The sequence below is a fragment of the Chryseobacterium sp. NFX27 genome (assembly GCF_049887855.1).
Taxonomy (GTDB): Bacteria; Bacteroidota; Bacteroidia; order Flavobacteriales; family Weeksellaceae; genus Chryseobacterium.
The window spans coordinates 49,664-74,293 of the sequence record NZ_JAGEKK010000006.1 but is presented as its reverse complement, the minus strand read 5'-3'; the positions used below and the strand labels follow the sequence as shown (position 1 = coordinate 74,293).

17 protein-coding genes are annotated in these 24,630 nt (G+C 36.5%); 7 read left to right on the top strand and 10 right to left on the bottom strand.

The window, feature by feature from the left end:
- Positions 1 to 21: 21 nt before the first annotated feature.
- From J4Q03_RS08470 to J4Q03_RS08425, 10 genes are all read right to left on the bottom strand, one after another.
- Positions 22 to 1,146, bottom strand: coding sequence for an ATP-grasp domain-containing protein (locus J4Q03_RS08470; protein WP_426047759.1), 1,125 nt, complete (start codon positions 1,144 to 1,146; stop codon positions 22 to 24).
- Between the two features lie 40 nt (positions 1,147 to 1,186).
- A complete protein-coding gene (locus tag J4Q03_RS08465) occupies positions 1,187 to 3,040 on the bottom strand; it encodes a DCC1-like thiol-disulfide oxidoreductase family protein (RefSeq protein ID WP_426047758.1) in 1,854 nt (617 codons plus the stop codon).
- The gene (locus J4Q03_RS08460; RefSeq protein WP_426047757.1) at positions 3,021 to 4,358 is read right to left on the bottom strand and encodes a glycosyltransferase; all 1,338 of its coding nucleotides are present in this window, start codon (positions 4,356 to 4,358) and stop codon (positions 3,021 to 3,023) included. Before J4Q03_RS08460 ends, J4Q03_RS08465 begins: the two co-directional genes overlap by 20 nt.
- 8 nt (positions 4,359 to 4,366) lie before the next feature.
- On the bottom strand, positions 4,367 to 5,602 hold the full coding sequence (locus J4Q03_RS08455; protein ID WP_426047756.1) for an ABC transporter ATP-binding protein: 1,236 nt from the start codon (positions 5,600 to 5,602) through the stop codon (positions 4,367 to 4,369).
- Between the two features lie 35 nt (positions 5,603 to 5,637).
- Positions 5,638 to 6,483, bottom strand: coding sequence for an ABC transporter permease (locus J4Q03_RS08450; RefSeq protein ID WP_426047755.1), 846 nt, complete (start codon positions 6,481 to 6,483; stop codon positions 5,638 to 5,640).
- 240 nt (positions 6,484 to 6,723) lie between these two features.
- Complete coding sequence (locus J4Q03_RS08445) at positions 6,724 to 7,824, bottom strand: DegT/DnrJ/EryC1/StrS family aminotransferase (RefSeq protein WP_426047754.1); 1,101 nt, start codon at positions 7,822 to 7,824, stop codon at positions 6,724 to 6,726.
- A gap of 125 nt (positions 7,825 to 7,949) precedes the next feature.
- Entirely contained in the window at positions 7,950 to 8,360 is a 411-nt protein-coding gene (locus J4Q03_RS08440; RefSeq protein ID WP_426047753.1) for a sugar 3,4-ketoisomerase, read from the bottom strand.
- 201 nt (positions 8,361 to 8,561) lie between these two features.
- The gene (rfbA, locus tag J4Q03_RS08435; RefSeq protein WP_426047752.1) at positions 8,562 to 9,425 is read right to left on the bottom strand and encodes a glucose-1-phosphate thymidylyltransferase RfbA; all 864 of its coding nucleotides are present in this window, start codon (positions 9,423 to 9,425) and stop codon (positions 8,562 to 8,564) included.
- 10 nt (positions 9,426 to 9,435) lie between these two features.
- On the bottom strand, positions 9,436 to 10,515 hold the full coding sequence (rfbB, locus tag J4Q03_RS08430; protein ID WP_426047751.1) for a dTDP-glucose 4,6-dehydratase: 1,080 nt from the start codon (positions 10,513 to 10,515) through the stop codon (positions 9,436 to 9,438).
- Positions 10,516 to 11,832 carry a UDP-glucose dehydrogenase family protein gene (locus tag J4Q03_RS08425; RefSeq protein WP_426047750.1) on the bottom strand — a complete coding sequence of 439 codons (1,317 nt, stop codon included), beginning with the start codon at positions 11,830 to 11,832 and terminating at the stop codon, positions 10,516 to 10,518. It abuts the gene before it with no gap.
- A 214-nt stretch (positions 11,833 to 12,046) separates the two neighbouring features.
- On the opposite strand from J4Q03_RS08425, the gene rimP reads away from it, so the two are divergent.
- The 7 genes from rimP to J4Q03_RS08390 all read left to right on the top strand — a co-directional run bounded on the left by rimP (position 12,047) and on the right by J4Q03_RS08390 (position 24,630).
- Positions 12,047 to 12,514 (top strand): ribosome assembly cofactor RimP, encoded by a 468-nt coding sequence (gene rimP / locus J4Q03_RS08420; RefSeq protein WP_426047749.1) that lies wholly within the window; start codon positions 12,047 to 12,049, stop codon positions 12,512 to 12,514.
- Between the two features lie 15 nt (positions 12,515 to 12,529).
- A complete protein-coding gene (gene nusA / locus J4Q03_RS08415) occupies positions 12,530 to 13,765 on the top strand; it encodes a transcription termination factor NusA (RefSeq protein WP_426047748.1) in 1,236 nt (411 codons plus the stop codon).
- A gap of 79 nt (positions 13,766 to 13,844) precedes the next feature.
- Positions 13,845 to 16,796 carry a translation initiation factor IF-2 gene (gene infB, locus J4Q03_RS08410; RefSeq protein ID WP_426047747.1) on the top strand — a complete coding sequence of 984 codons (2,952 nt, stop codon included), beginning with the start codon at positions 13,845 to 13,847 and terminating at the stop codon, positions 16,794 to 16,796.
- 824 nt (positions 16,797 to 17,620) lie between these two features.
- Positions 17,621 to 20,455, top strand: a complete 2,835-nt coding sequence (locus tag J4Q03_RS08405) for a SusC/RagA family TonB-linked outer membrane protein (RefSeq protein ID WP_426047746.1) — start codon at positions 17,621 to 17,623, stop codon at positions 20,453 to 20,455.
- Positions 20,456 to 20,466: 11 nt separating this feature from the next.
- Positions 20,467 to 21,861 (top strand): RagB/SusD family nutrient uptake outer membrane protein, encoded by a 1,395-nt coding sequence (locus J4Q03_RS08400; protein WP_426047745.1) that lies wholly within the window; start codon positions 20,467 to 20,469, stop codon positions 21,859 to 21,861.
- 107 nt (positions 21,862 to 21,968) lie between these two features.
- Complete coding sequence (locus J4Q03_RS08395) at positions 21,969 to 22,649, top strand: hypothetical protein (RefSeq protein WP_426047744.1); 681 nt, start codon at positions 21,969 to 21,971, stop codon at positions 22,647 to 22,649.
- A 43-nt stretch (positions 22,650 to 22,692) separates the two neighbouring features.
- Positions 22,693 to 24,630 carry a putative porin gene (locus J4Q03_RS08390; protein WP_426047743.1) on the top strand — a complete coding sequence of 646 codons (1,938 nt, stop codon included), beginning with the start codon at positions 22,693 to 22,695 and terminating at the stop codon, positions 24,628 to 24,630.

Below are 24,630 nucleotides of genomic sequence, written 5' to 3'. Positions count from 1 at the left end.
TTATAAAGTTATATCAACTTTTTATCCTAACATTATTTTACGGTCAGATTTGTAAATCAGATAACCGGATCTGTCATTGCTGGAGTGAGCAGGTTTAAGATGATCTGATAAAATTTCTTTTTTGACAATATAATCTTCTTCTTGATCACCGTTGATAACAGGAAGAAGAAATGCTGTTTCTTCCGATAAAAAGTAAACGCCGGAATAGGCTATTGACTGTACATTTGCAGGTAAAATATACTGATCTAAGGCTATCTCCAGTACAGCCTGCAAATAATCGAATCCGGCAGATAGCTGAACAAGATCAGAACCAATAAAATCACCACCCATACGGCTTCCGATTTCTATAGGGTAAATTTTCCCTTCTTCAGTAATCATAAGTTCTATATGGGAAGCTCCGTTTTCAACCTTTGTGGCGTTCAGGATCTGGTAACTGATCTCATGGATTCTATTTTTGATCTCTTCGGAAAGAGAGCTTGGCTGATGATGTGCCAGCTCCACGAAATAAGGTTCTTCTGTTATTTCTTTATCTGTTATGGTAATAATAAGGTGCTCACCTTTGTAACTGATTGTTTCTACACTCACTTCTTTTCCTTTGATAAACTCTTCTGCTACACAGGTTTTAGAAAAAGACACATGTACTGCATTTTCTATCGCTTTTTTGCATTCTTCTGCAGAAGTAGCTTTTATTACCCCTAAACTTCCCGACCTGTCGGACGGTTTTACAATAATAGGATAAGTAAATGATTCAAAGTCTTTTGCGTTAAATTCGGAAACTGTAATAGACCGGGGAGATGCTATACCATTTTCCTCGAAGCATTTCCTCATTAAGGATTTATTGGTGGTCAGCAATGAACATTCAATGCTGTTCCCCACCAGTCCCAAATTGGCTGCTACGTACGCTATAGTGGGAATGCAGATGTCCGTAGCTATGGTAAGAATGCCGTGTATTCCTATTTTTTTACATTCTTCAAGAATAATTTCTTTTTCTAAAACTGAAACGTCATAAAAATGATCGGCAATATCTTTACAAACAGCCTTGCCGTCGTCCCATGCAAAACAATGAACTTCCAGTCCGTTCTTTTTTGCTTTTTGAACAAGAGGCAGCTGTAAGTAGCTGGCTCCTAATATTGCAATCTTTTTCATTGTTTATTTTAAAATTTGAGGTTAATATTTTTAGCGAATGTTATAAGCTTTCAATTTCCTGAATGTTTATAGAGTACTCCTTATTATGCCAAGTGGCAACTCCTGCGTCTATCCATGGCTTTTCCATTTGTTTCTTTAAAAAACCTTTTTCCCAATTGTGAGGAGTGTCAATCTTTTTTACTTTGATTATAAAAGTTGCATCTTTCAGACTTACGCCATTCATGCTAGCCCAAAATGCTGTAAAATCTCTTATTCCTCTTTTTAAATTTTCCTGGTTAATAATGTTATCTGTAGTGCGGAAAGACCATTTGATCCATGTCGGGCCATAGAGATAATCTCCGGCGGTACCATCCTTGTCGATTATGGGAAGCCAAACTTCGCGTCCTGTCTTATCAACGTAAACAACAGAAATAATATGATTATATTGACTAAAATGATAGTCCATAAAAACAGCATGATGGGTAATTCCCAGATAGGTTTTCGATGGCTTTTCCACTGCATCTGAGATTGTACTCATTTGTTTTCCCAGTGAAGTATTTTCAAAACCTCCCTTTTTTTGAATTGAATTATAAGAAACAATCACCTGCAAAGCTATGATGATACACAGGCTAATTTTGATGAAAGAGATTTTGAGATCTTCAAGAGTGTAATGCTGAAGAATTTTCAATTTATCTTCATCAGGAGGAATTACCGGTGGTGTATAGCCGCAGTTTTCTTCCGTACAGCGCTCTGTATTTCTGTTTTTGGCTACATATTGATAGACCGCTTTTCCTGTATGATAAATTCCGGGAATACGTAAGATCCAGCTTAATGGTTTTAGGTAAGTGATGGCACTGAACACCTGAATATAGGTATCCAGTCCTTTATATACTTTTCCGTTTCGTACAGAATGAATGTCATCCAGAAGGGTGTCTGTAGGAATATTTTTCAGTAATTCATTTTGTTCTGCGTAATACTGTACCGTTTTGAAATCAATCCTTTTTGAAATATCAAAATGTTGTATTGTAATCTTGGTACGGTTGCACAAAGGACATTCACCATCATAATAAAAAATGAGCCTAGCCGGTTTTTCAGAGCTTTTAAATAGTTTTTCCCACCAGGAAACAGGAACCATCAACAGGTAAATGGCACACATGCCCAATCCGAACCACGGAATAGGATAGCAGATCAATATACCCAAATGTAGGCCCAATCCGATGATCAGTAGAGGGACCCTCCATTTTTTTCTGAAAAAAGTAAAAATGAAGACCAATTCGAAAATCATGGTTAGATATCCCAGGAAAAGCATCAGATATTTCTGATCCAGTATATTGGGTATAGAAATATAGTTGGTAAAAGGGATGCTGGTAGGGTACCACATACCCAAGCCTACGGTCCAGTATGCGGATGTAAATTTATAAAATATAGAATCAAAATATACAAAAGCCATCCCAATAAAAACAGGGATGAGGTTAGATAAAACACTTACTTTTTCAGGAGGATTATACTGGAACCTGGTATTCGAATATTTATATTTCAGCAGAAGACGATCCAGAGAGAGATTCCTGGATACAGGCAGGAACAACAAGAGAAAGTTCATCCCAAGATAGGCATAAAACATATGGTACTCGTAGCTATTGATGCTGCCAATAAGGATAATGGTCATCAGATAATTGACAATGGTTGCCAGTCTTGTGAAAAGTCCCAGCATGATAAAAATGAGGGCCATCATCCATATTTTTATAGGAATTCCAAAATCAATTTCCGCAGGATCCAGAAATGGAATTTTATCAAAGATCAAGTGTCTGAAATAATTGAACTGGACGACTTCACAGAATAACACCAATGTGTAGGCAATCCTGAAAATGGAAAGACCGAGCCCGGAAATTTTTTTATTATAAAGTCTTTTGATCATCCTGTTCTAAAATTTTGGTAAAAATTTCTTCTGCATATTCATACGAGGAAAATTCCTGAACCTGTTGTACAGCGTTTTTTGAGAAAACTGCATATTGGTTTTTATCCAGCTCGAATATTTTTTTAATTCCTTCTGCCAGCTGTCGGCTGTCTTTCATAGGAATTTTATATCCGTTGTAATCGTCTATGACCATATTAGTGAGTACTCCTGTATCGAAGCCTACCACGGGAGTTCCGCAGGCTAAGGCCTCTGAAACCATCATCGGTCCGGAATCCTCAATGGAAGAGTTGATAAACACATCCGTTGCCTGATACAATAATGATAAAAGTCTGTAGTCCTTGATATAATCTATTTTCTGCTTCTTAAAAGTAACCCTGTCGAATTCCTTATTTATACTGTTGGAAACAACTAAAAGGTTTATTTTCTTTTTCAGATCTTCCGGAAGCTGCTGATCCAGGATTTCTAAAGCTTCAATAAGATATTTAAAGCCTTTCCGCGGATCTTCCATGTTCTGTGCTCCGGTGAGGATATAAAAATTCTCTTCTTCCAAAGAAAAAATCTTTTTCGCGATACTTTTGTTTTGATCGTTGAGAAGGGTAGTGTCTATCAGGCTGTTGATATTGTAGATCGTTTTCTGTGCTCTGTAGATTTTTGATTTCTTTGCCTGCTCCAGGGTTAAACCTGATCCTGCAATAATTTGAAAAGAGGCTTTTTGAGCATTTTGATATTTCCTTTCCAGATTGTCCTTTGCCACATGCTTTTGGGATTCATCGGGGATTGCCGGGCAGTTATCACAACTGTTCGTATAACCCTCGCATCCCCAGGAAAAATGACATCCTCCTGTGAAATGATTCATATCCACCGTGATATTGTATACCTTCGCTTGCGTGGCTTTTTGAATGTTGAAAAGATCCGTACTGTTAAGAAAATCAATGGTCATACCGGTAAAAATATAATCCGGAATAAACCCCACTGACTTCAACAGGCTGTCTACATTGATATGCTCTGTAATTTCGTCTTTGCTTAAAAAAGAATACTTACTGTCCGTTGTCAAGGCTTTTTTTACTGCAGCCTGGGCCTGAGGCTGCAACAATTTTGCTTTTATTTTCCGTATTGCCCGTTCTGCTAAAGACAGGTTTTTAGTAACAGGAGAATGCTGTACATGAATATAAGGTTTTATAAAATCATCAGCCTTCGTTTTATTCTTCACGCACATCACTACTTCATGTCCCATATTTTTAAAAATATGAGCCACTTTGTACATGGCTTCATAGGCGCCGTTTACATCGCCTGTAGATAAAACTAATATCTTTTTCATAATTTATCTTACATCCATATGACAGGAGGATGAATGATCCCATTATCTGTATCTCCAGTAAGAAAGTTTTCATGCCCCGTTTCAACAATGCTGATCTGGATGCCTCCTTTTATATAATCATAAAGCTCAACTCCCGGAGTATCTAATGCCACAGAAAGTATATAGGTATTGGGAATAAGCTTGTAACCTTCAATCTGTATAGACAGGCTGTGTTCATGCATGTTATCAAATGTTTTTCTTGTAATGAAAATAACATTTTCAAACTTGTCTAAAATGGCAATATTGACACGGATTCCCTTGTCAACACTTCTGTTGACATAGTCTATATTGATGTTGATATCATCGGTATGGCTGAACTCCATGGTCTCAATATTCCTATTATTGAAAATTTTGACGTTATGGATCTGAGCCTTTTTACTCAGATCTTCAATGTATTTGAATTCAGAATTTGGTGATAGTTCATGGATGATATAATTTTCCAGGACCCTGTTGATGCTGCCCTGATCTGCAAGCTGGCCGTTTTTCATAAGAATTCCGGTATTGCATAATTGTTTTACGGCGGCCATATTATGGCTTACAAATAAAATGGTTCTTCCTTCTCCTTTGGTAACATCGCCCATCTTTCCAATGCATTTTTTCTGGAAATCAGCATCTCCTACAGCCAAAACTTCATCAACGATAAGAATTTCAGATTCAAGGTGGGCAGCCACTGCAAATGCAAGGCGCACATACATTCCGGAAGAATATCTTTTTACCGGAGTATCTATATATCTTTCCACTCCTGAGAAAGCAACGATCTCATCAAATTTTCTTGTGATTTCTTTCCGTGTCATTCCGAGAATGGCGCCGTTGAGAAAAATATTTTCGCGCCCCGTCATTTCAGGGTGGAAACCTGTACCTACTTCCAGTAAAGAAGCAATTCTGCCGTTGGTGTGTATTTTTCCTGTAGTAGGTTTGGTTACCTTACTCAGAATTTTAAGCAGGGTGGATTTTCCGGCTCCGTTTCTGCCGATGATTCCTACGGCACTTCCCTGCTCAATTTCAAAATCGATGTCCCGGAGTGACCATACATATTCAGAATCTCCTTTTGTTGCTCTGTCGTTAGCTTCCCCGATTTTTAAATACGGATCTTCCTTGCCTCTTACTTTGTGCCAAAACCTGTTCAGATCGTGGGAAAGCGTACCTGTTCCCACTTGTCCGAGACGGTACTGTTTTGATATATTTTCTGCTTTTAAAGCCAGCATATTTTAATTGATTTTTAAATTAATAAACATGATTCCTAAACGGTATCCATGAAAGTCTTTTCAACCTTATTGAAAACAACAACGCCTATCATCAGAAGGATCAGAATGATCACTGAACTGACTCCCAGCATTGCAGGTGAAAAGTCCCCGGTACCGATCCATGCATATTTAAAGCATTCAAAAACACCTGTCAGTGGATTATAATAAGCCAGCTTTCTGAAAACTCCCTGTAGTGCAGATACCGGATAGATGACCGGTGTTGCATACATGTACAGGCTTATTCCGAATCCCAGCAACATGCTGAGGTCTTTGTATTTGGTAGTAAGTGAGGAAAAAATCATTCCGACTCCTAAGGCGAAAAAAGCCATCAGGATGATCAGGAATGGTGTGGCAAGTACCCAGATGTTGGGATGAACTTCTCCTTTACTGAGATAATATATCCAGGCAAGGATAAACAGAAGGAATTGTACTCCAAACCGCATCAGATTGGATATTACTATTGACAATGGAGTGACAAGTCTTGGAAAATAAACTTTTCCAAAAATACCGGCATTCCCTGCAAATGTATTGGATGTTGCGATAAGTGAGGTTGAAAAATAATTCCAAAGGGTAACTCCTGCAAGATAAAATAAGAGGGGAGGTCCATCTGTAGGAAGTTTAGCTATTTTACCGAAAACAACAAGATATACAATCGTGGTCAGGATAGGGTTAATAAAAAACCATACCGGTCCCAGTACAGTTTGTTTAAAGCTGGAAACAAAGTCTCTTTTAACAAACATATAGACCAGATCTTTATATCTCCAGACCTCTTTAAGTTTTAGGTCGAATAAAGAATGCTCGGCATCAATCGTTTCTGTCCACTTCTGCTGTGGTTCATTCATTTGTGTAAGTTTTTGCAAATTTAAAATATTTAATTCTTATTTAGCTTTTTCAATTAGTGAATAATTATTCATATAAAACTGAAACCAACAACTAATATATTAATATTTGTTATTATGAACAAAAAACTATTAGCCATAAAGCCAATAGTTATTGAAATTTATAATAAGAATCTTATTTGTTGACAAGTTGTTTGTAATATTCACTGTAGCAGCTTTCTTATCAGGTATTGCTTTTATAATTTAAAATGCGTTAACAGCTTTGATAATGGCCTGAATCTCTTCCTCTTCCAAAACAGAAGAAATGGGAAGACTCAGTACCTCATGGTGCATTTTCTCTGTAATCGGGAATGAAAGGTGTGCGTACTCTTTATATGCTTCCTGCTTGTGAGGCGGGATAGGATAGTGGATAATGGTACTGATGCCTTTTTCCGTTAAATAAGCCTGAAGCTCATCTCTCTTTTCTGTTCTTATCACAAAAACATGCCATACATGCTCATTTTCGTCAGCCGGATTTTCAGGAAGGGTGATCTTGGGATTGTTGATCTCAGAGATGAATCTTTTGGCAATGTCTCTTCGGGCATCATTTTCTTGGTCAATGTATTTCAGCTTAACGTCCAGAACGGCGGCCTGAATTTCATCCAGCCTGGAATTTAATCCTTTATAAATGTTGACATATTTCTGGTTTGAGCCGTAGTTAGCAATAGCGCGTATCGCATCGTATACCTGTTTATCGTTCGTGGTTACGGCTCCTGCGTCACCTAAAGCGCCAAGATTTTTACCTGGATAAAAACTGAAGCCTGCAGCATCACCAAGGTTTCCTGATTTAATACTTTTCCATTCTGCACCAATCGCCTGTGCATTATCTTCTACAATCTTTAGGTTATATTTTGATGCTATATTTTTAAGCTCTTCGGAAAAAACAATTCTCCCCTGAAGGTGGACAATGAGGATGGCTTTTGTTTTCGGCGTTATTTTTTCTTCAATTTTCGAGATATCAATATTATAGGTGTTGGCATCCGGTTCTACAAATACGGGAATGAGTCCGTTATCTGATAAAGCCAGAACTGAAGCGATATAAGTATTGGCCGGAACTAGAACTTCATCACCCGGCTCCATGATACCCAATTCAATATAGGCACGGAAGATAAGGCGAAGGGCGTCCAGTCCGTTGGCTACCCCTAAAGCATATTCTGAGCCGATATATGAAGCAAGATTGGTCTCAAAGTTTTTAAGTTCGCCTCCCATTAAATACCAGCCGCTGCGGAAAACACTTAAAAGTTTATTCTCAATTTCTTCCTGATATTTAAGGTTTATTTTTTTTAAATCTAAAAAGTTAATCATTTTCGTAACCGTTTTTAATTTCAATTTTCAAGCCTCACCTCCCAGGTGTATTTCATAGAGACTAAGGCTGGTAGGTAATCGCTTTTTTACAAATATATATACATTCCTATATCGAATTTCATATATTATTTAGCTGTTGTCTTTTTAAATTCTTCATAATCTCTGAAGTAATCTGCTTCATCATATTCTTCCGAAGCCAGACATAGCAGTACCGCATTATGGGAAAACTGAATGTCACGCCATACCAGTTTGGGAATATATAAACCTTTTGTAGGATGATCCAAAGTAAAAACTTCTTTATGCCCATCTTTATCCTCTGTATTAAAGATAATGGTTCCTGAAACAGCAAATATAAACTGCTGCAATGCCTTATGAGCATGTCCTCCTCTCGTTACATCATGCGGCGTATAATACGTCCAGTAGACACGTTTTATCTCAAAAGGAACATTTTTCTGAGTCTCCGCAATAGTAATGTAGCCCAGTGATGTTGATCCTATTTTATCGAATGTAATGATTTGCGGTTTATTGTATTCCATTAATGTTTATAAATAATTCTTTAAGCCCTCAAAGTTAATTATAAAATTACTATCGGAGTACAGCCTGTTATTATTATGTAACTCAGTATAAAAATTTATATCAAATAGGTGTTTCAAATTAGAGAAAATACGAGATAATATTACATTAAAAAACTATCGGCTATAAAGCCAATAGTTGTATAAAGTTCAGGATATGTAATGTTACTTTCTTACGAGCTGTTTCAGGTATTCACCATAACCGCTTTTGCCATATTTTTCAGCGGTTTCCAGCAGTTTTTCTTCGTTGATGAATTTATTCCGGAATGCAATTTCTTCAATACAGCCTATTTTGAAGCCCTGTCTTTTTTCAATAACACTTACAAATTCAGAAGCATCATTCAGGGAATCAAAAGTTCCGGTGTCAAGCCATGCGGTACCCCTGTCCAAAACACCTACTTCAAGTTTTCCTTTACTTAAATAAACATTGTTAACATCCGTAATTTCAAGTTCTCCTCTTGGAGAAGGCTGAATATTTTTTGATATCTCCACTACCTCATTGTCGTAAAAGTATAGACCAGGAACTGCATAATTTGATTTAGGGTTTAAAGGTTTTTCCTCAATAGAAACAGCTTTAAAATGATCATCAAATTCCACAACGCCGTACCTTTCGGGATCTGAAACATGGTAGGCAAAAACAACTCCGCCATCCGGGTTGGTTTTATTCTTTAGTAAAGTGCCCATTTCAGAACCATAGAAGATATTGTCACCCAAAACCAATGCAACAGGGTCATTGCCGATGAATTGATCACCTAAAATAAAGGCCTGTGCCAGTCCGTCGGGACTTGGCTGTACAACGTATTCTATATTACACCCGATCTGAGATCCATCACCTAAAAGTTTAATAAATCCTGCCTGGTCATGAGGAGTCGTAATAATCAGAATATCTTTAATTCCAGCCAATAACAAAGTTGAAAGAGGGTAATAGATCATTGGCTTATCGTAAACGGGCATCAGTTGCTTGCTTACAGCTATGGTAAGAGGGTAAAGTCTTGTCCCGGATCCTCCGGCTAATATAATACCTTTCATTTTTTTTGTGTTAATTATACTGAGTCTCGTAGTATTTCTGGTAATCACCGCTTGTTACATTTTCCAGCCACTCTTTGTTTTCAAGATACCAGTCAATGGTTTTTGAAAGACCTTCCTCGAAAGTTACAGATGGTTTCCAGCCTAAATCTTTATTAAGTTTAGTCGCATCAATAGCATAACGCTTATCGTGTCCCGGTCTGTCCTTTACGAAAGTGATTAATTTTTCTGAATGCCCTTCCGGTTTTCCCAATTTGGAATCCATTTGCTTGATCAGTTCTTTAACGAGGTCGATATTCTGCCACTCGTTGAATCCCCCGATATTGTATGTCTCTCCGGTTTTAGCTTCATTAAAGATCTGATGGATACCTTTTGCATGATCTATTACAAATAACCAGTCTCTTGTATATTTTCCGTCACCATAAATTGGCAGTGGTCTTTCATTAATAATATTGGAAATACACAGAGGAATTAATTTTTCAGGGAAATGGTTAGGCCCGTAATTGTTTGAACAGTTGGAGATGATGAAAGGCATTCCATACGTGTTTCCATATGCTCTTACCAGATGGTCAGAGGCTGCTTTTGAAGCTGAATATGGAGATTGCGGATCATAAGCGGTTGTTTCCAAAAAGAACCCTGTTTCGCCAAGACTTCCGTATACTTCATCCGTAGAAACGTGATAAAATAAATTATTCCTTTTCTCATCAGGAAATCTTCCATGCGTATGGTCCGGATTAAGGGTCCAGAATTCCTTACACAGATTAAGAAGATTGGCAGTACCGTTTACATTGGTATTAATAAATGCCATTGGATCTGTAATACTTCTGTCTACATGACTTTCTGCCGCCAGATGCACAACAGCATCGGGATTATATTTTTCGAATACTTTTCTTAATTCTTCGGGTTTTGTAATGTCTGCCTTTTCAAAAACATAATTAGGCTCATTTTCAATATCCTTTAAATTTTCCAGATTTCCGGCGTAAGTAAGTGCGTCAAGATTTATGATCGTTGTGTCCGGATTATTTTTCACAAATTCCCTTACAACGTGAGAGCCTATAAATCCTGCTCCTCCGGTAATAATTATATTTTTCATCTATTTATTCTCTATGGTTTTTCTACCTATACTTTTATAATGGAACCCATTCTGTGCAGGAATTTCCAATGGATACATATTTCTTCCGTCAAAAATGACTTTATTTTTCATTTTTTTAGCCATCAGTTCAAAATTCGGGTTTTTAAATTCAGGCCATTCTGTAGCAATGAATAAAGCATCTGCACCTTCAAGAGCATCATACATTCCTTTTGCATAATGTATCGTATCACCAAGAAGTTTCTTTACGTTATTTTCTGCTACCGCATCATACGCAGCAATTTCTGCGCCTTTTTCCAGTAAAAGAGCAATATTGTCTAAAGAAGATGCTTCACGGATGTCGTCTGTGTTAGCCTTAAATGCCAAGCCCCACATGGCGATTTTCTTTCCGCTGATATCTCCTCCGAAGTATTTCTCAATCTCCGAAACCAAAATTACTTTTTGTGAAGTATTTACCTTTTCCGTAGCCTCAAGGATCTGGAAATTGAAATCCTCCTGTATTCCTGACTTTATAAGAGCTTTTACATCTTTAGGGAAACAGCTTCCACCATATCCGATACCTGGAAATAAAAACCGGTGTCCGATTCTGTCATCACTTCCCATTCCAAGTCTTACTTTATCTACGTCAGCACCTACTTTCTCGCAGTAATTGGCAATTTCATTCATGAAAGTGATTTTTACGGCAAGGAATGAGTTGGCGGCATATTTTGTTAGCTCCGATGACTTCTCATCCATAAAGATGATGGGAATTCCTGTATTGGTAAATGGCTGGTAAATCTGAGCCATGATATTTTTTGCTTTTTCAGAGCTGGCACCCACAACGACTCTTGAAGGATTCATAGAGTCCTCCACGGCAAAGCCCTCTCTTAGGAATTCCGGGTTGGAAACTACATCAAAAGGAATGTCCGTTTTAGAAGCAATTACTTCTCTTACCCTGTCTGCGGTTCCTACGGGAACAGTGCTTTTGTTAACGATAACCTTGTACTCTGTCATCATTTCTCCGATATTATTGGCAACCTGGATAACGTATGAAAGATCTGCAGAGCCGTCTTCTCCTGGCGGTGTGGGTAGCGCCAGGTATATAACTTCGCTTTTATCTAAAGCTTCCTTAAGATTGGTGGTGAAAAATAATCTTTCGGATTGAATGTTTCTCAGAAACATCTCTTCAAGGTTCGGCTCATAGATGGGAACAATGCCGTTTTTCATACCTTCTACTTTCTTTTCATCAATATCAACACAGTATACTGAATTGCCAAGTTCTGCCAGGGTAGTACCTGTAACCAGCCCTACATAACCTGTTCCTACAATTGTTATATTCAAAATGTATGTTTTTAAATTTCAGACAAAAATAATAAAAATACTTTCACTGGCCTGTTTAATTTACCTTAATCAAAATTTTAAGGTATTTACTTGATAATTAAGTAGATTTTGCTTTTTTAGAAAAAATGCTTATATTTGCAGTGGATTTACGGGAAAAATGGGAAGGCTTCGGAAGAAAGCCTTTTTTCGTACTGTAAATCAAGATAATTAATGTATGGAGTTTAGAAAAAGAATTGAAGAATTATTAAATGAATTCCTTGAGACCAGAAAGGATTTATTTCTTGTTGATCTGAAATTTTCTGCAGGAGATGATATTACGGTGATCTTGGATGGTGATAATGGGGTGACTCTTCAGGACTGCCTTGATGCAAGCCGTGCGATAGAGTTTAATATGGACCGTGAAGAGCATGATTTCAGTCTTCAGGTAATGTCTGCGGGACTAAGTGAGCCGCTTTCCGCTCCAAGACAGTTCAGGAAAAATTTAGGAAGAGAAATAGAAGTTTTGCTGAATGATTCTTCTGAAATTGAGGGTGAGCTGGCAAAAGTGGATGATGAGAAAATTACACTTATTTTACGCTACCGAAAGCCGAAAGAAGTCGGAAAAGGGAAAGTGGATGTGGAGGAGGAAAAAGAAATTCCTTACTCTGAGATAAAAAAAGCGTTAGTAATAATTAAATTTTAAAAGAAAAAAAAATAGATGGATAATATAGCGTTGATTGAATCCTTTGGTGATTTTAAAGACGAAAAAGGGATCAGTAAGATTGATCTTATGGCAATTATTGAAGATTCACTGAAGACCCTTTTAAGAAAAAGATTTGATTCAGATGATCATTTTGATGTAATTGTGAATCCTGATAAAGGAGATTTTCAGATATTTTTAAATAAAACGATTGTAGAAGACGAAATGTCTGAAGATGACGATCTGGAAATTGAGCTTTCTGAAGCTAAGAAGATTGATCCTACTTTTGAAGTTGGCGAAGATTTTACAATGGAAATTCCTGTTGCCCAGCTGGGTAGAAGAAATATACTTACCTTAAAGCAGATCCTGGCTACAAAACTTCAGGAGCATAATAATGCAATGCTTTATGAACAGTTCAGAGATAAGATCGGGGAAATTGTTATTGGAGAGGTTCATCACATCCGTCACAAGCATGTGATCTTGTTAGATGATGAGGAGAACGAATTCATCTTGCCAAAAGAAAACCAGATCCCGTCCGATTTCTTTAAAAAGGGCGAAAATATCAGAGCTATTGTTGAGACAGTAGATTTTAAAGGTTCAAAGCCACAGATTATTATTTCCAGAACTGCACCAAAATTCCTAGAGAAATTACTGGAGCTGGAAATTCCTGAAATCCAGGACGGAACGATTATGCTTAAGAAAGTAGTAAGGATCCCTGGTGAGAAAGCAAAAATTGCAGTAGATGCTTATGATGACAGAATAGATCCTGTAGGTGCTTGTGTGGGAGTGAAAGGATCCAGAATTCATGGCGTTGTAAGAGAGTTGAGAAATGAAAACATTGATGTGATTCAGTGGTCTAAAAACCCTGAAATCATGGTGAAGAGAGCTTTAGGAAATGTAACCGTCAACAAAATTGATATCAACGAGGATGCAAACTATGCATTGGTTTATACTCCGGTTGAAGAGATTTCCAAAGTAATCGGAAAACAGGGGCAGAATATCAGACTGGCTTCTTGGTTATCCGGATATGAAATTGATGTTTATAGAGAATCCAGCGAGGATGACGATGTTGATTTGAGAGAATTTAATGACGATATTGAGCAGTGGATTTTGGATGAATTTAAGAAAGTAGGTCTTACTACTGCGAAGTCAGTATTAGATAAGGATACCGAAAGTCTTCTGAATATGGTAGATCTTGAAGAAGAAACTATCGAAGATGTTAAGCGTATTCTGAAAGAAGAATTTGAAGATTAAGATTTTTAATGGAATTTTAATAAACAGTAAAAAAGAAATACTTTAATTTTAAGAATTAAAAAAATAGTAAATAATATAGATGCCAAAAATAAGATTAAATAAAGCGGTTAAGGAATTCAATATTTCGATGTCCAGATTAGTAGAGTTTTTACAGTCAAAGGATTTCGAAGTTGAAAACAATCCTAACGCTCAATTAGAAGAAGCGGCATATTCTGCATTGGAGGCTGAGTTTGCCAAAGACGGCGAACAGAGAAAGGCTTCCCATGAGGTGGTGATCACTAAAGTTCCGGAAGAAAAACTGGAAATTGAAGAAAAGAAAACCCCTGAAGTAATAAGAGCTAAAGCAAATAAACCGGAAACTAAGATTTTAGGTAAAATAGATCTGGAATCTAAAGCTCCTGAAGTTGAGGCGGCTCCTGCAGCGCCAGCACCTGTAGCAGCACCGGTTGAAGAGAAGAAAGAAGAAGTTGTGGCTGAACCGGAAGTTAAAGCAGCTCCTGAAAAACAGGAATTCAAAGTTCTGGATAAAATAGATCTGTCCCAAATAGAATCCAGAAATAGACCTGTGAAAAAAGATAAACCCAAAATGGAGGAGAAAAAAGAAGAGGAAAAACCGGCAGAACCTGTGAAAGAAACTCCAAAGAAGCCTGAGCCTGTTGAAAATAAAACAGAGCCTCAAAAACCAGCTGAGCCTGAATCTCAGGAACCTCAGAAAATAGAAACTGTTTATCAGAAACTTGACGGTCCTAAGATCGTTGGTGAAAAGATTGACTTAACTCAGTTTGCACCAAAACCTGGTTCTGGCACTAAAAAGAAAAGAAAGAGAATTGAAAAACCCGGAGGTCCAAATCAACAGGGACAGGGGAATAACCAAAACTCAGGAAATAATAACAATAACCAAGGAGGTCAGGGTAACCGTCCTCAAGGTCAGGGAGGTCCTGGAGGAAACCGTCCGCAAGGGCAGGGTGGCCCAGGAGGAAACCGTCCGCCAGGCCAAGGAGGTCCTGGGGGAAACCGTTTTGGAAACAACCAAGGAAACCGTCCACTAGGTCAGGGAGGCGGATTCAAAAAAGGGCCAGGCGGAAACAACAACAGACCAGGGCAGAGAACTATGCCTGTTGAGCTGACCGACGAGCAGGTTAAAAACCAGATCAAGGAAACCCTTGAAAAATTAACCAATAAAGGAGGTAAATCTAAATCTGCTAAGCACAGAAAAGATAAAAGAACTTACCGTAGAGAGCAGGATGAACGTCAGCAGGAAATTGATGCTCAAGACAGATCATTAAAGGTTACCGAATTCATCACAGTAGGTGAATTGGCGAGTTTAATGAATGTTTCTCCAACAGAAGTTATTTCTGCTTGTTTCTCTTTAGGTGTAATGGTAACAATGAACCAAAGACTTGAAGCTGATACTCTATTATTAGTTGCAGATGAATTTGGTTATAAAATAGAATTCTCAGATGCTGACCTTGAAGAGGTAGAATCTGAAGAGGATATGGATACTGAGGAGGATCTTTCTCCAAGAGCACCAATCGTAACGGTAATGGGTCACGTTGACCACGGTAAAACATCTTTACTTGACTACGTTAGAAAAACCAACGTTATTGCTGGTGAGTCAGGAGGTATTACCCAGCACATTGGAGCATACAACGTAAAATTAGAAAACGGGCAAAGAATTACATTCTTAGATACACCGGGTCACGAAGCGTTTACCGCGATGAGAGCCAGAGGTGCTCAGATCACCGATATTGCAATTATTGTAATTGCTGCCGATGATGATGTAATGCCTCAAACGAGAGAAGCAATCTCTCACGCACAGGCTGCAGGAGTACCAATGATCATTGCTTTAAACAAAGTGGACAGGCCAAATGCTAATCCTGATAATATCCGTCAGCAGCTTTCCGGGATGAATATTCTGGTAGAAGAATGGGGTGGAAATGTTCAGGCGCAGGAAATCTCTGCGAAGTTTGGTAACAATATGGATGTTCTTTTGGAAAAAGTATTACTTCAGGCAGAAATGCTTGATCTGAAGGCTAATCCTGACAGAGCAGCTCAGGGAGTTGTCATTGAAGCTTCATTGGATAAAGGTAGAGGATACGTTGCCACTATGTTGGTACAGACCGGAACCTTGAAAGTTGGAGATTATGTAGTGGCAGGTAAAAATCACGGTAAGGTAAAAGCTATGCTTGATGAAAGAGGCAGAAACCTTAAAGAGGCCGGTCCTTCAATTCCTGTTACGATCTTAGGTCTTGACGGAGCACCGACAGCTGGTGATAAATTTAAGGTATATTCAGATGAAAGCGAAGCTAAAACAATAGCCAATAAGAGAGAGCAGTTGCAGAGAGAACTTTCAATAAGAACCAAGAAGCATACTACACTTGAAGAACTTGGAAGAAGAATTGCTTTAGGTGAATTTAAAGAATTGAATATTATCCTTAAAGGTGACGTGGATGGTTCCGTAGAAGCATTATCTGATCAGTTACAAAGATTGTCTACAGCAGAGATCAATGTTAATATCCTACACAAAGGAGTTGGACAGATCACTGAATCTGATGTTAACTTAGCAACAGCTTCTGACGCAATTATTATCGGATTTAATGTTAGAGCCGGTGCTAATGCTAAAGAATTGGCTGATAAAGAGGAAATCGAGATCAGAACATATTCAGTAATTTATGCTGCCATTGATGAGGTTAAAGAAGCAATGGAAGGAATGCTTTCTCCTGAGATCAAAGAACAGGTAATTGGTAATGTCGAAATCAGAGAGGTATTTAAGATCTCTAAGGTAGGTACAATTGCAGGATGTATGGTTCTTTCAGGAAAGGTAACCAGACAGTCTAAAGTAAGAGTACTGAGAGATGGTATCGTTAAATTTGACGGTGAGCTGGAAAGCTTAAAACGTTTCAAAGATGATGTGAGAGAAGTAACCAAAGGTTACGAATGCGGATTGAATCTTAAAGGCTATAACGATATTGAGGTCGGAGATATTCTTGAAGTTTACGAAGAAGTAGCTGTTAAGAAGAAGCTTAAATAAAATAGTTTTAAACTATATAATATGAAAACCACTTTGAAAAAAGTGGTTTTTTTTTGCTTTTTCCCAAATTAAAATACAATCTTCAATATACTCACTGTGACAGGTTGGTGTCAGAAATTATCATAAAGTTTTGATAAATTTGGTTGGCAGGCAATGAATATGGAGGGTCACCTTTTGGATAAAGAATTTTACCATCGAGAGAAAAGAAACTGTAAGTTTTCTAATGGAAAATTGCAGAAAATACATATGATCAAAGTATGTTTTAACTAAATTTCCCAATGTAAAAGCTGATGATTTCCTGTGTAATTTAGAAACTATAGTACTGATTCCTTTAAATTCAAAAGATTTCAAAAAATCATTTTTGATAAAGTTATGGTCTTGATCTCTTTTTTTAACAAAATAAATTAAAGAAAACAGAAGATTATAATGCATTATCTGAAATACTCCCAAAGTAAATTGGTTTTGAAAGACAAAGGGATAATGGGCTTTTTGTCTTTTCTTCCTAACGCTGTATTGCAGTTGATTACCAGTTGGTTTCCTTTGCGAGAATCCTTTGATTTTAAGATACTTTTTTAAAAAATATAATTTATATCAATTCTAAATAATATTTTTCGTGTTAGTAATAATTTGTTAAAAAAAATAACATAAGTAAAAAAAAAATATTTTATACAAATAATGATGAATATTATTGTTTAATCCATATTATTTCAACAATTATACGCACAACTAATTAACGAACAGTTGTTAATGTGACTGTTAGTACACTTGTGAGTGTTAATATTTATTAACATATTTGCGAATTAAATATATTAAAATTTGTTAATATGAATGTTAAACTACGTGTATTAAGTGCTGGAGCTCTGTTTTTCTTAGGACAGGTGGCTTTTGCACAAACGACGAAAAAAGACACAGCTACTACAGAAATTGAAGAGGTAGTGATGGTTGGATTCGGACAAAAGAAGACAATCCAAGAAATGACGGGATCAGTCAGCACTATGACAGCAAAATCTATTGAGGATGTTCCTGTGGCTTCTGTAGATAAAATGCTACAAGGAAGAGTTGCAGGGGTGCAAACGGGTAGTGCTTCTGGTCAGCCAGGGGGAATGACAAATGTTCGTGTTCGAGGTATTTCATCAATTAATGGGGTTTCTTCACCTATTTACATCGTTGATGGTGTAAGGATTTCTTCAGGTGACTTGTCAAGACAAACTACAACGGCAAATGCTTTGGCAGGATTGAACCCTGACGATATTGAAAATGTTACTGTATTAAAAGATGCTGTTTCTACAGCTGTATATGGTGCTGATGCTGGGGCTGGAGTTATTGTAATTACAACAAAATCGGGCAAGAAAGGAAAAGCTAGATTTAATTTTGGTTTCAGTAGTGGTTTTAATGATAGAGCAGTAAAACCTCATGCATCTTTCTCAACTTCTGATTGGCAAACATATTTACTTCAGGCATATTCAAACCGTGATAATGTAAATTATACTGCAGAACAAATTGCAAATGGAGCTGTGGGAGCTAACGCTGCAGATGTTTTTCAATCTACAAATAATACTGATTGGCAGAAAGCAACTCAGAAGCTAGGCTATCAACAAAATATAGATTTTAATGTTTCCGGTGGAAATGAAAAATTTACATATTATTCATCTGTAAATTATTATAACCAAGAAAGTGTTGTTAAAGGATCTTATTTTGATAGACTAGCATTCACTACGAAAATAGGATATCAGGCCACTGATAAGTTGAAAATAAGTACAGATTTCCAATTTTCATATGGGAAAATAAGCACATTGAGTGATGCAGGTGCATTTTCAAACCCAATTCTTACTCAATACTTTAATAGACCAACAGATGCAGTGACAAATCCTGATGGAAGCTTTAATTATGGAAGTGGTGGTAGATTGAGCAATGGTAATTTTAACTCTGCTGCTCTTCAAGAAATGAACTATGTTCGCGGAGGAACTTTCAGAGCGTTTGCAAACTTAAATGCTGAATATAAAATATTAAAGAATCTTACGTATAGATTTGTTTTCTCTCCGGAATATATTAACTTAGAAGAGGATACCTATTGGAATCCAGTACATGGAGATGGGCAAGGTTATGGCGGGTATCAACAAACAAGTGTAAATAGATATTTTAATTTTAACGTACAAAATATCTTAGATTTCACTTATAGACTTGACCTTCATAATTTTGGAGCATCATTAATTCAGGAAGCATATAAAAGAGATAATAAATATTTGACAGCTACAGGAATTACCGTTGGTTCTCCAACTCTTGAAACTCTGACGAATTTTGTTGTGCCATTTGGTTACGCTGGTGATAAAGATGTAACATCTCGTTATGGTTATGCAGCTACTGGTCATTATGACTACGATAAATTAATTTTATTAGATGCGTCTTACAGACGTGATATTCTCTCTCAGTTTACTCCAGGTAAAAAAGCTGGTAATTTCTGGTCTGTGGGGGTTGGATTAGATTTAGCTCGTTTTGAAACGATTAAAAATATCGATGCTATCTCTATGCTGAAGTTTAGAGCTTCTTATGGTAAATTAGGAAATCAGGTAACTGCTAATCCGTATGCTACTTATTCTTATACAACCAACTATAATGATTTTGCAGCAGCAACTATGAATAGGGTTTTTAATCCTAATTTGTCTTGGGAAACTGTAAACCCTTTCAATGTTGGAATTGATATGGGATTCTTTAGAAATAGATTGACTGTTTCTGCAGAATACTATAATAAGAAAACTAAAGATCTAATCTATAATATTCCATTATCTGCGGCACAAGGTGTTAACAACCCTTCTGATCTTAGAAATGCATATTATGTTGATAATATTGGAACATTGGTAAACAAAGGTTTCGAATTTTCTGTAAATGCAGATATCTTTAAAGGAGATAGAGATCAATTTAACTGGTCAATTGGAGCTAACTTATCTACTCTTGATAATGAAGTTACTGAGTTGTATGGCTCAGATGTTAATACATCAACAACAACAATTAGAGTTGGTGAAGGAGTAAGAACATTCTATTTGAGAAAATGGGCAGGAGTAGATCCTAACAATGGAGATCCACTTTGGTATATTAATGGTGTAGACGGAGAAACAACTAATAACTATAACTTGGCTAAACAGGCTGTACAAGGTTCTTTCTTAAGTAATGTTTTTGGTGGTGCCAACACTAGTCTTTCTTATAAAGGATTTTCACTTGACTTACAATTCACTTATGGATTTGGAGGTAAGATTTATGATAACTGGTCTAATTACTTATATTCAGACGGACAGTATTCAGTTAACTATCCAGGATATGGTGATGTGATGGGGGATTATTGGACGCCAACTAATACTGGTGCTTCTAATCCAAAACCAATTATTGGAGGGAATAAATTGTCAAATAGTGCTTCAACGAGATTTTTATATGATTCAGATTATATTCGTCTAAGCAATGCTAGATTAGGTTATACATTTAGTAGTGATTTCCTTAATGGATCTGGATTTGGTTCATTGCAAGTATATGTAATGGCTAATAATGCGTATACATACAGATTCGATAAGAATCTTAAATTTGATCCTGAAACAAATATATCAGGTTATACAGATCTAAGTTTACCAGTTTTGAAGTCATTCTTATTTGGTGTTAATTTAAGTTTTTAAAAAAAGAAAAAATGAAAAATAAAATATTAAAAGTAGCATTATTATCTATTGGACTTTTGACTTTAAATGTCTCTTGTAGTGATGATTTTGTTGATAGAGAGTTCTATCAGGAAGTAGAACAAGCTCCTTTAAAGTCTGTTCAGGAAGTAGAGTCTTTTGTAAGAGGTGGCTATGCTGCAATGAGAAGTCAGTACTACTATGGATGTGATTTCTTGGCTTATGGTGAAGTGAGATCTGACGAAATGCTTAGTAATGGAGCAAGTGGTTACTACGTAAACGTTATGAACTATACGCAGACCTCTGCTGATGCTTACGCAAAAGATACTTGGAATCATATCTATAAAACCGTTGGTTTGGCTAATGTCGTAATTAATACAGATTTTGGTTCATTTAATCAAGACGATAAAGACTACGCAGGGTTTTTACAAGGGCAGGCTTATGCAATTAGGGCTCTTGGCTTTTTCGATTTACTTCGCTTATATGGGCAGAAATATACTGGATCACCAACAAGTTTAGGTATCGTTTTACCACTTAAATATGATCCTTTAGCTAAGCAACCAAGAAGTTCTATTGCAGAAACGGAAGCGCAAATTGCCGCTGATTTTGCTAAAGCAGAACAATTAATGGAAGATCATGCTGATTGGGATTCAGGACCTTCTAATAGAACTGAGTTATCGCTTTCAGCTGTAAAAGGCTTAATGGCTAGATTTTATCTTTATAAAGGTGATTATGCTAAGGTGAGACAATTAGTAAACGATATTGTTGACGCTGGTGGGTACCAAGTAATTGGTGCTGCCAATCTTCAGTCTTCTTTTACTTTTGCAATGAATGGTTCTGCTTCCAATTCAATGTTTGAATTAGCTGTAGGAAATGCTTCAGCTCTTGGTACGGCTTCTTATAGACATAAATTAAGCAATGGTGGATATCGTAATCTTGTTATAAGACCTGCTACTGTAGCACTATACTCTACAGCAGACGTTAGAAGATCTCTTATTACTACAGGGGCTACAAATTATTTATCTAACGCTAATGGAGCAAAAGGAAAATATTTAAATGCTTCAGGTGCTGACAATATCAAAATGCTTCGTTATGAAGAAATTTTATTAGATGGTGTTGAAGCTGAGCTTAATGGAGGTAGTGCTACTAAGGCATTGGCTTATTTTAATGAAATACAACTTAATAGGAATCTACCTGCTGCGACAACTGTTGATATGGTAGAACTGAAAAAAGAAAGAACAAGAGAGCTTTTAGGAGAAGGTTTGAGACAGTGGGACCTTAGAAGATGGGGTGATGCTGTTCCTAGACCAACAACTGCTAGTACAAGTCCATTGTTGAATGCTTTCCCAATTCCTTTATCAGAAACTAATGTTGGAGCAGTACAATCTAATCCAGGTTATGATAATTAGAATTTATCAATAATTTTATTCCTAATAAAAAAAACCGCCATTGGCGGTTTTTTTTATTAAAATACAAAAAAAGAATTTATTATCTTTACATAAATCTTTAAAGTAATATGAAAAAGATAATTTTAACTTTAGCTGTACTTTCTATCTTATCAACTGCTTTTGCGCAAGCAGGTAATGATAATGTTTTTATGTCTAGTGATAAAATTTTTACTCTCGGTAAAAGGGTCAAAAGTGGTGAGTATAAAATAGATGGTAATCCGTATATGAATAGTAAGAAATTTGAAAAAGTCTCGATTGAGGGGTATTCAAATAATATTCAGGATCTTCGATATAATGCTTATGAGGATGAAATGGAGTTTGCAAAAGATAATGAAAATTACTTTGTGAATAAAGTAGAAGGGTTGGTTATTCATTTTCCTACATTAAATAAAACCTACATCATAAAAAATTATACTTATTTAGGGAATAAAAAATTTGGGTATTTAGTACTTTTAAATAAAAAGGATGCTAAATATGGCTTGTTTAAAAGAGAGAAGGTTGAGCTTATTACTGGTGAAAAGAGCCCTAATGCGTATGGTAAGGATGCAAATGACTATTTTGCAAAAGAAAAAGATCTGTATTTAATTTCAAGTGGAAATCAGTTTTATAAAATGCCGAAAAATGCTGATGAACTTGCGGAACAGCTATCCTTAGATAAAAAAGAGTTATCTGATTTTGTGAAATCCAATAAAATTAATTTTAATAAGGAAGGAGATCTTGTAAAATTAGTTGACTTTATTAATAAATAATAATTATAAAAAAACATGTATTTTTGCTGTACAATAGCAGAAAATGAAGTACATCCTCTTTATAATAACCTTCTTCGGTTTTGTAGCCCAGGCACAGGTAGTCAATAAAACAGATATTAAAAGCCCGGAAAAAGAAGAAGACACCCTTGTCATAGACACCGGGAAAAAAGATTCACTGAAAATCTTTAAACCTACTATTAACGATTATCAGTATCAGACCCAGTTTTCTGAAAAGAAAATTTTTGATACCGTGCTGACGTTTGACAAGACCCATATTTTTTCACAGTATAATAATACTGATAACTTTGGGAGGGCCCAGGTGGCTAATATAGGGGCAGGATTTAATCCTTTGGTTTACGAAGTGAATCCGGAGCAGAACCTGTCTTTACTTCCTTCCAACAAGGCATACATGATCATAGGAGCTGATGATGTAAAATACTACGACGTAAAAACACCTACTGCTACCTTCATCTATCATACTGCCATGAAAAATGGGGCTGCACTAAAATCTACCTATACCCAGAATATTGGAAAGAGATTCAATTTTGCCCTTGAATATATGGGGCTTCGTTCCCAGGGGTTTTATAGAAACTCACTAGCTTCCAATAATAATACTTTATTTTCGGGACATTACGTTTCCAAGAGTGGGAATTATGAATTGTTTGCCCATTATCTTCACCAGAATGTCAACAACCAGGAAAGTGGAGGAATCACAGAAGATGATCTTTTTCAGAGTGGTGACAGCAACTATAAAAACAGACAAAATGCCCAGGTCAATCTGGCTTCATCAAGTTCTCAGTATTCGTACAGAAGATATTTTCTGAGCCATCAGTTTACACCGTTCAATTCAGAAAAAATTCCATTCAGCATAAGACATACCCTGTCTCATCAGGGAAATAAATATTTTTACAATCAGGGATCAGTAGAATCCTACTGGTATGATGATGTTTCAGAATTGACTAATGGTTTTCCACTTACCACAAAAAAATATTCGGATAACTTCAGCAATACTGTTAGTCTTGTTTTTGATAACGAAAAATTCAAGCTTGATGGTGGAGTACGCTATCAGATGCTGAAATTTGGAGTAAGAGACATTGCTACAGTAAATGGTACAGCTCTCCCGGGTGAGTTTAAAGAAAACAGAATCGGAGCCGTTGGAAACTTACAGATTAAGCTTTGGGATAAGTTTCAGTTAAAATCATTTTTAGAATTTTCCAATGGAAGCCAGTTCGGCAGCTATCTGAGAACTGCTAATAACATAAAGTTTGAGCCGGTAAAAGATTATTTTGTGAATGCAAAAGTAAATTTCCAGAGTGCTTATCCATCATTTAACTATCTTTTAAATACTTCCGTTTACAATAAATACAATTATTATCTGGAAAATGCCAAAAACCAGACGGTAACAGAGATCGGAGGAAGTGTTAATCTTAAATGGTTTAAAACAGAAATTTTTGCCAACTATTTCAGAATAGATAATTACACCTATTTCAATGCTGAAGGAGCACCGGAACAAAGCGGCAACTCGCTGAACATTTCTCAGATCGGGGGAGATGCTACATTCAGTTATGGAAAATTCCATCTTAATACAAGGCTGCATTTCCAAAATGCCTTGACAAATAAAGAACTGCTTCCAATGCCAACTTTTATAGGAAGAGCCAATTTCTTCTTCCAAAGTCAGGCATTTAAAAAAGCAGCGGAAATTCAGGCAGGATTGAAAGTCTATTATTTCTCAAAATTTGCCTCAAGAGATTATTTCCCCATTTTAAACGAATATATTCTGCCTGATGCCAATTCATTTTCTATCGGAGGACAGCCTATTGTAGATCTTTATATTAATATGAAGGTGAAAAAAATGTTCTTCTATGTAGAAGGGCAGCAGATAGGAACGTTAATTTCCAACAATAAAGCATACGCATTTCCACACTATCCGGTTTATGATTTCAGATTAAACATTGGTATTGTGTGGTATTTGTTCAACTAA

Excerpts from the sequence above, each read along its gene's own strand:
- J4Q03_RS08470 (WP_426047759.1), bottom strand. The coding sequence starts at position 1,146 with ATGAAAAAGATTGCAATATTAGGAGCCAGCTACTTACAGCTGCCTCTT.
- J4Q03_RS08465 (WP_426047758.1), bottom strand. The coding sequence starts at position 3,040 with ATGATCAAAAGACTTTATAATAAAAAAATTTCCGGGCTCGGTCTTTCC.
- J4Q03_RS08460 (WP_426047757.1), bottom strand. The coding sequence starts at position 4,358 with ATGAAAAAGATATTAGTTTTATCTACAGGCGATGTAAACGGCGCCTAT.
- J4Q03_RS08455 (WP_426047756.1), bottom strand. The coding sequence starts at position 5,602 with ATGCTGGCTTTAAAAGCAGAAAATATATCAAAACAGTACCGTCTCGGA.
- J4Q03_RS08450 (WP_426047755.1), bottom strand. The coding sequence starts at position 6,483 with ATGAATGAACCACAGCAGAAGTGGACAGAAACGATTGATGCCGAGCAT.
- J4Q03_RS08445 (WP_426047754.1), bottom strand. The coding sequence starts at position 7,824 with ATGATTAACTTTTTAGATTTAAAAAAAATAAACCTTAAATATCAGGAA.
- J4Q03_RS08440 (WP_426047753.1), bottom strand. The coding sequence starts at position 8,360 with ATGGAATACAATAAACCGCAAATCATTACATTCGATAAAATAGGATCA.
- rfbA (WP_426047752.1), bottom strand. The coding sequence starts at position 9,425 with ATGAAAGGTATTATATTAGCCGGAGGATCCGGGACAAGACTTTACCCT.
- rfbB (WP_426047751.1), bottom strand. The coding sequence starts at position 10,515 with ATGAAAAATATAATTATTACCGGAGGAGCAGGATTTATAGGCTCTCAC.
- rimP (WP_426047749.1), top strand. The coding sequence starts at position 12,047 with ATGGAGTTTAGAAAAAGAATTGAAGAATTATTAAATGAATTCCTTGAG.
- nusA (WP_426047748.1), top strand. The coding sequence starts at position 12,530 with ATGGATAATATAGCGTTGATTGAATCCTTTGGTGATTTTAAAGACGAA.
- infB (WP_426047747.1), top strand. The coding sequence starts at position 13,845 with ATGCCAAAAATAAGATTAAATAAAGCGGTTAAGGAATTCAATATTTCG.
- J4Q03_RS08405 (WP_426047746.1), top strand. The coding sequence starts at position 17,621 with ATGAATGTTAAACTACGTGTATTAAGTGCTGGAGCTCTGTTTTTCTTA.
- J4Q03_RS08400 (WP_426047745.1), top strand. The coding sequence starts at position 20,467 with ATGAAAAATAAAATATTAAAAGTAGCATTATTATCTATTGGACTTTTG.
- J4Q03_RS08395 (WP_426047744.1), top strand. The coding sequence starts at position 21,969 with ATGAAAAAGATAATTTTAACTTTAGCTGTACTTTCTATCTTATCAACT.
- J4Q03_RS08390 (WP_426047743.1), top strand. The coding sequence starts at position 22,693 with ATGAAGTACATCCTCTTTATAATAACCTTCTTCGGTTTTGTAGCCCAG.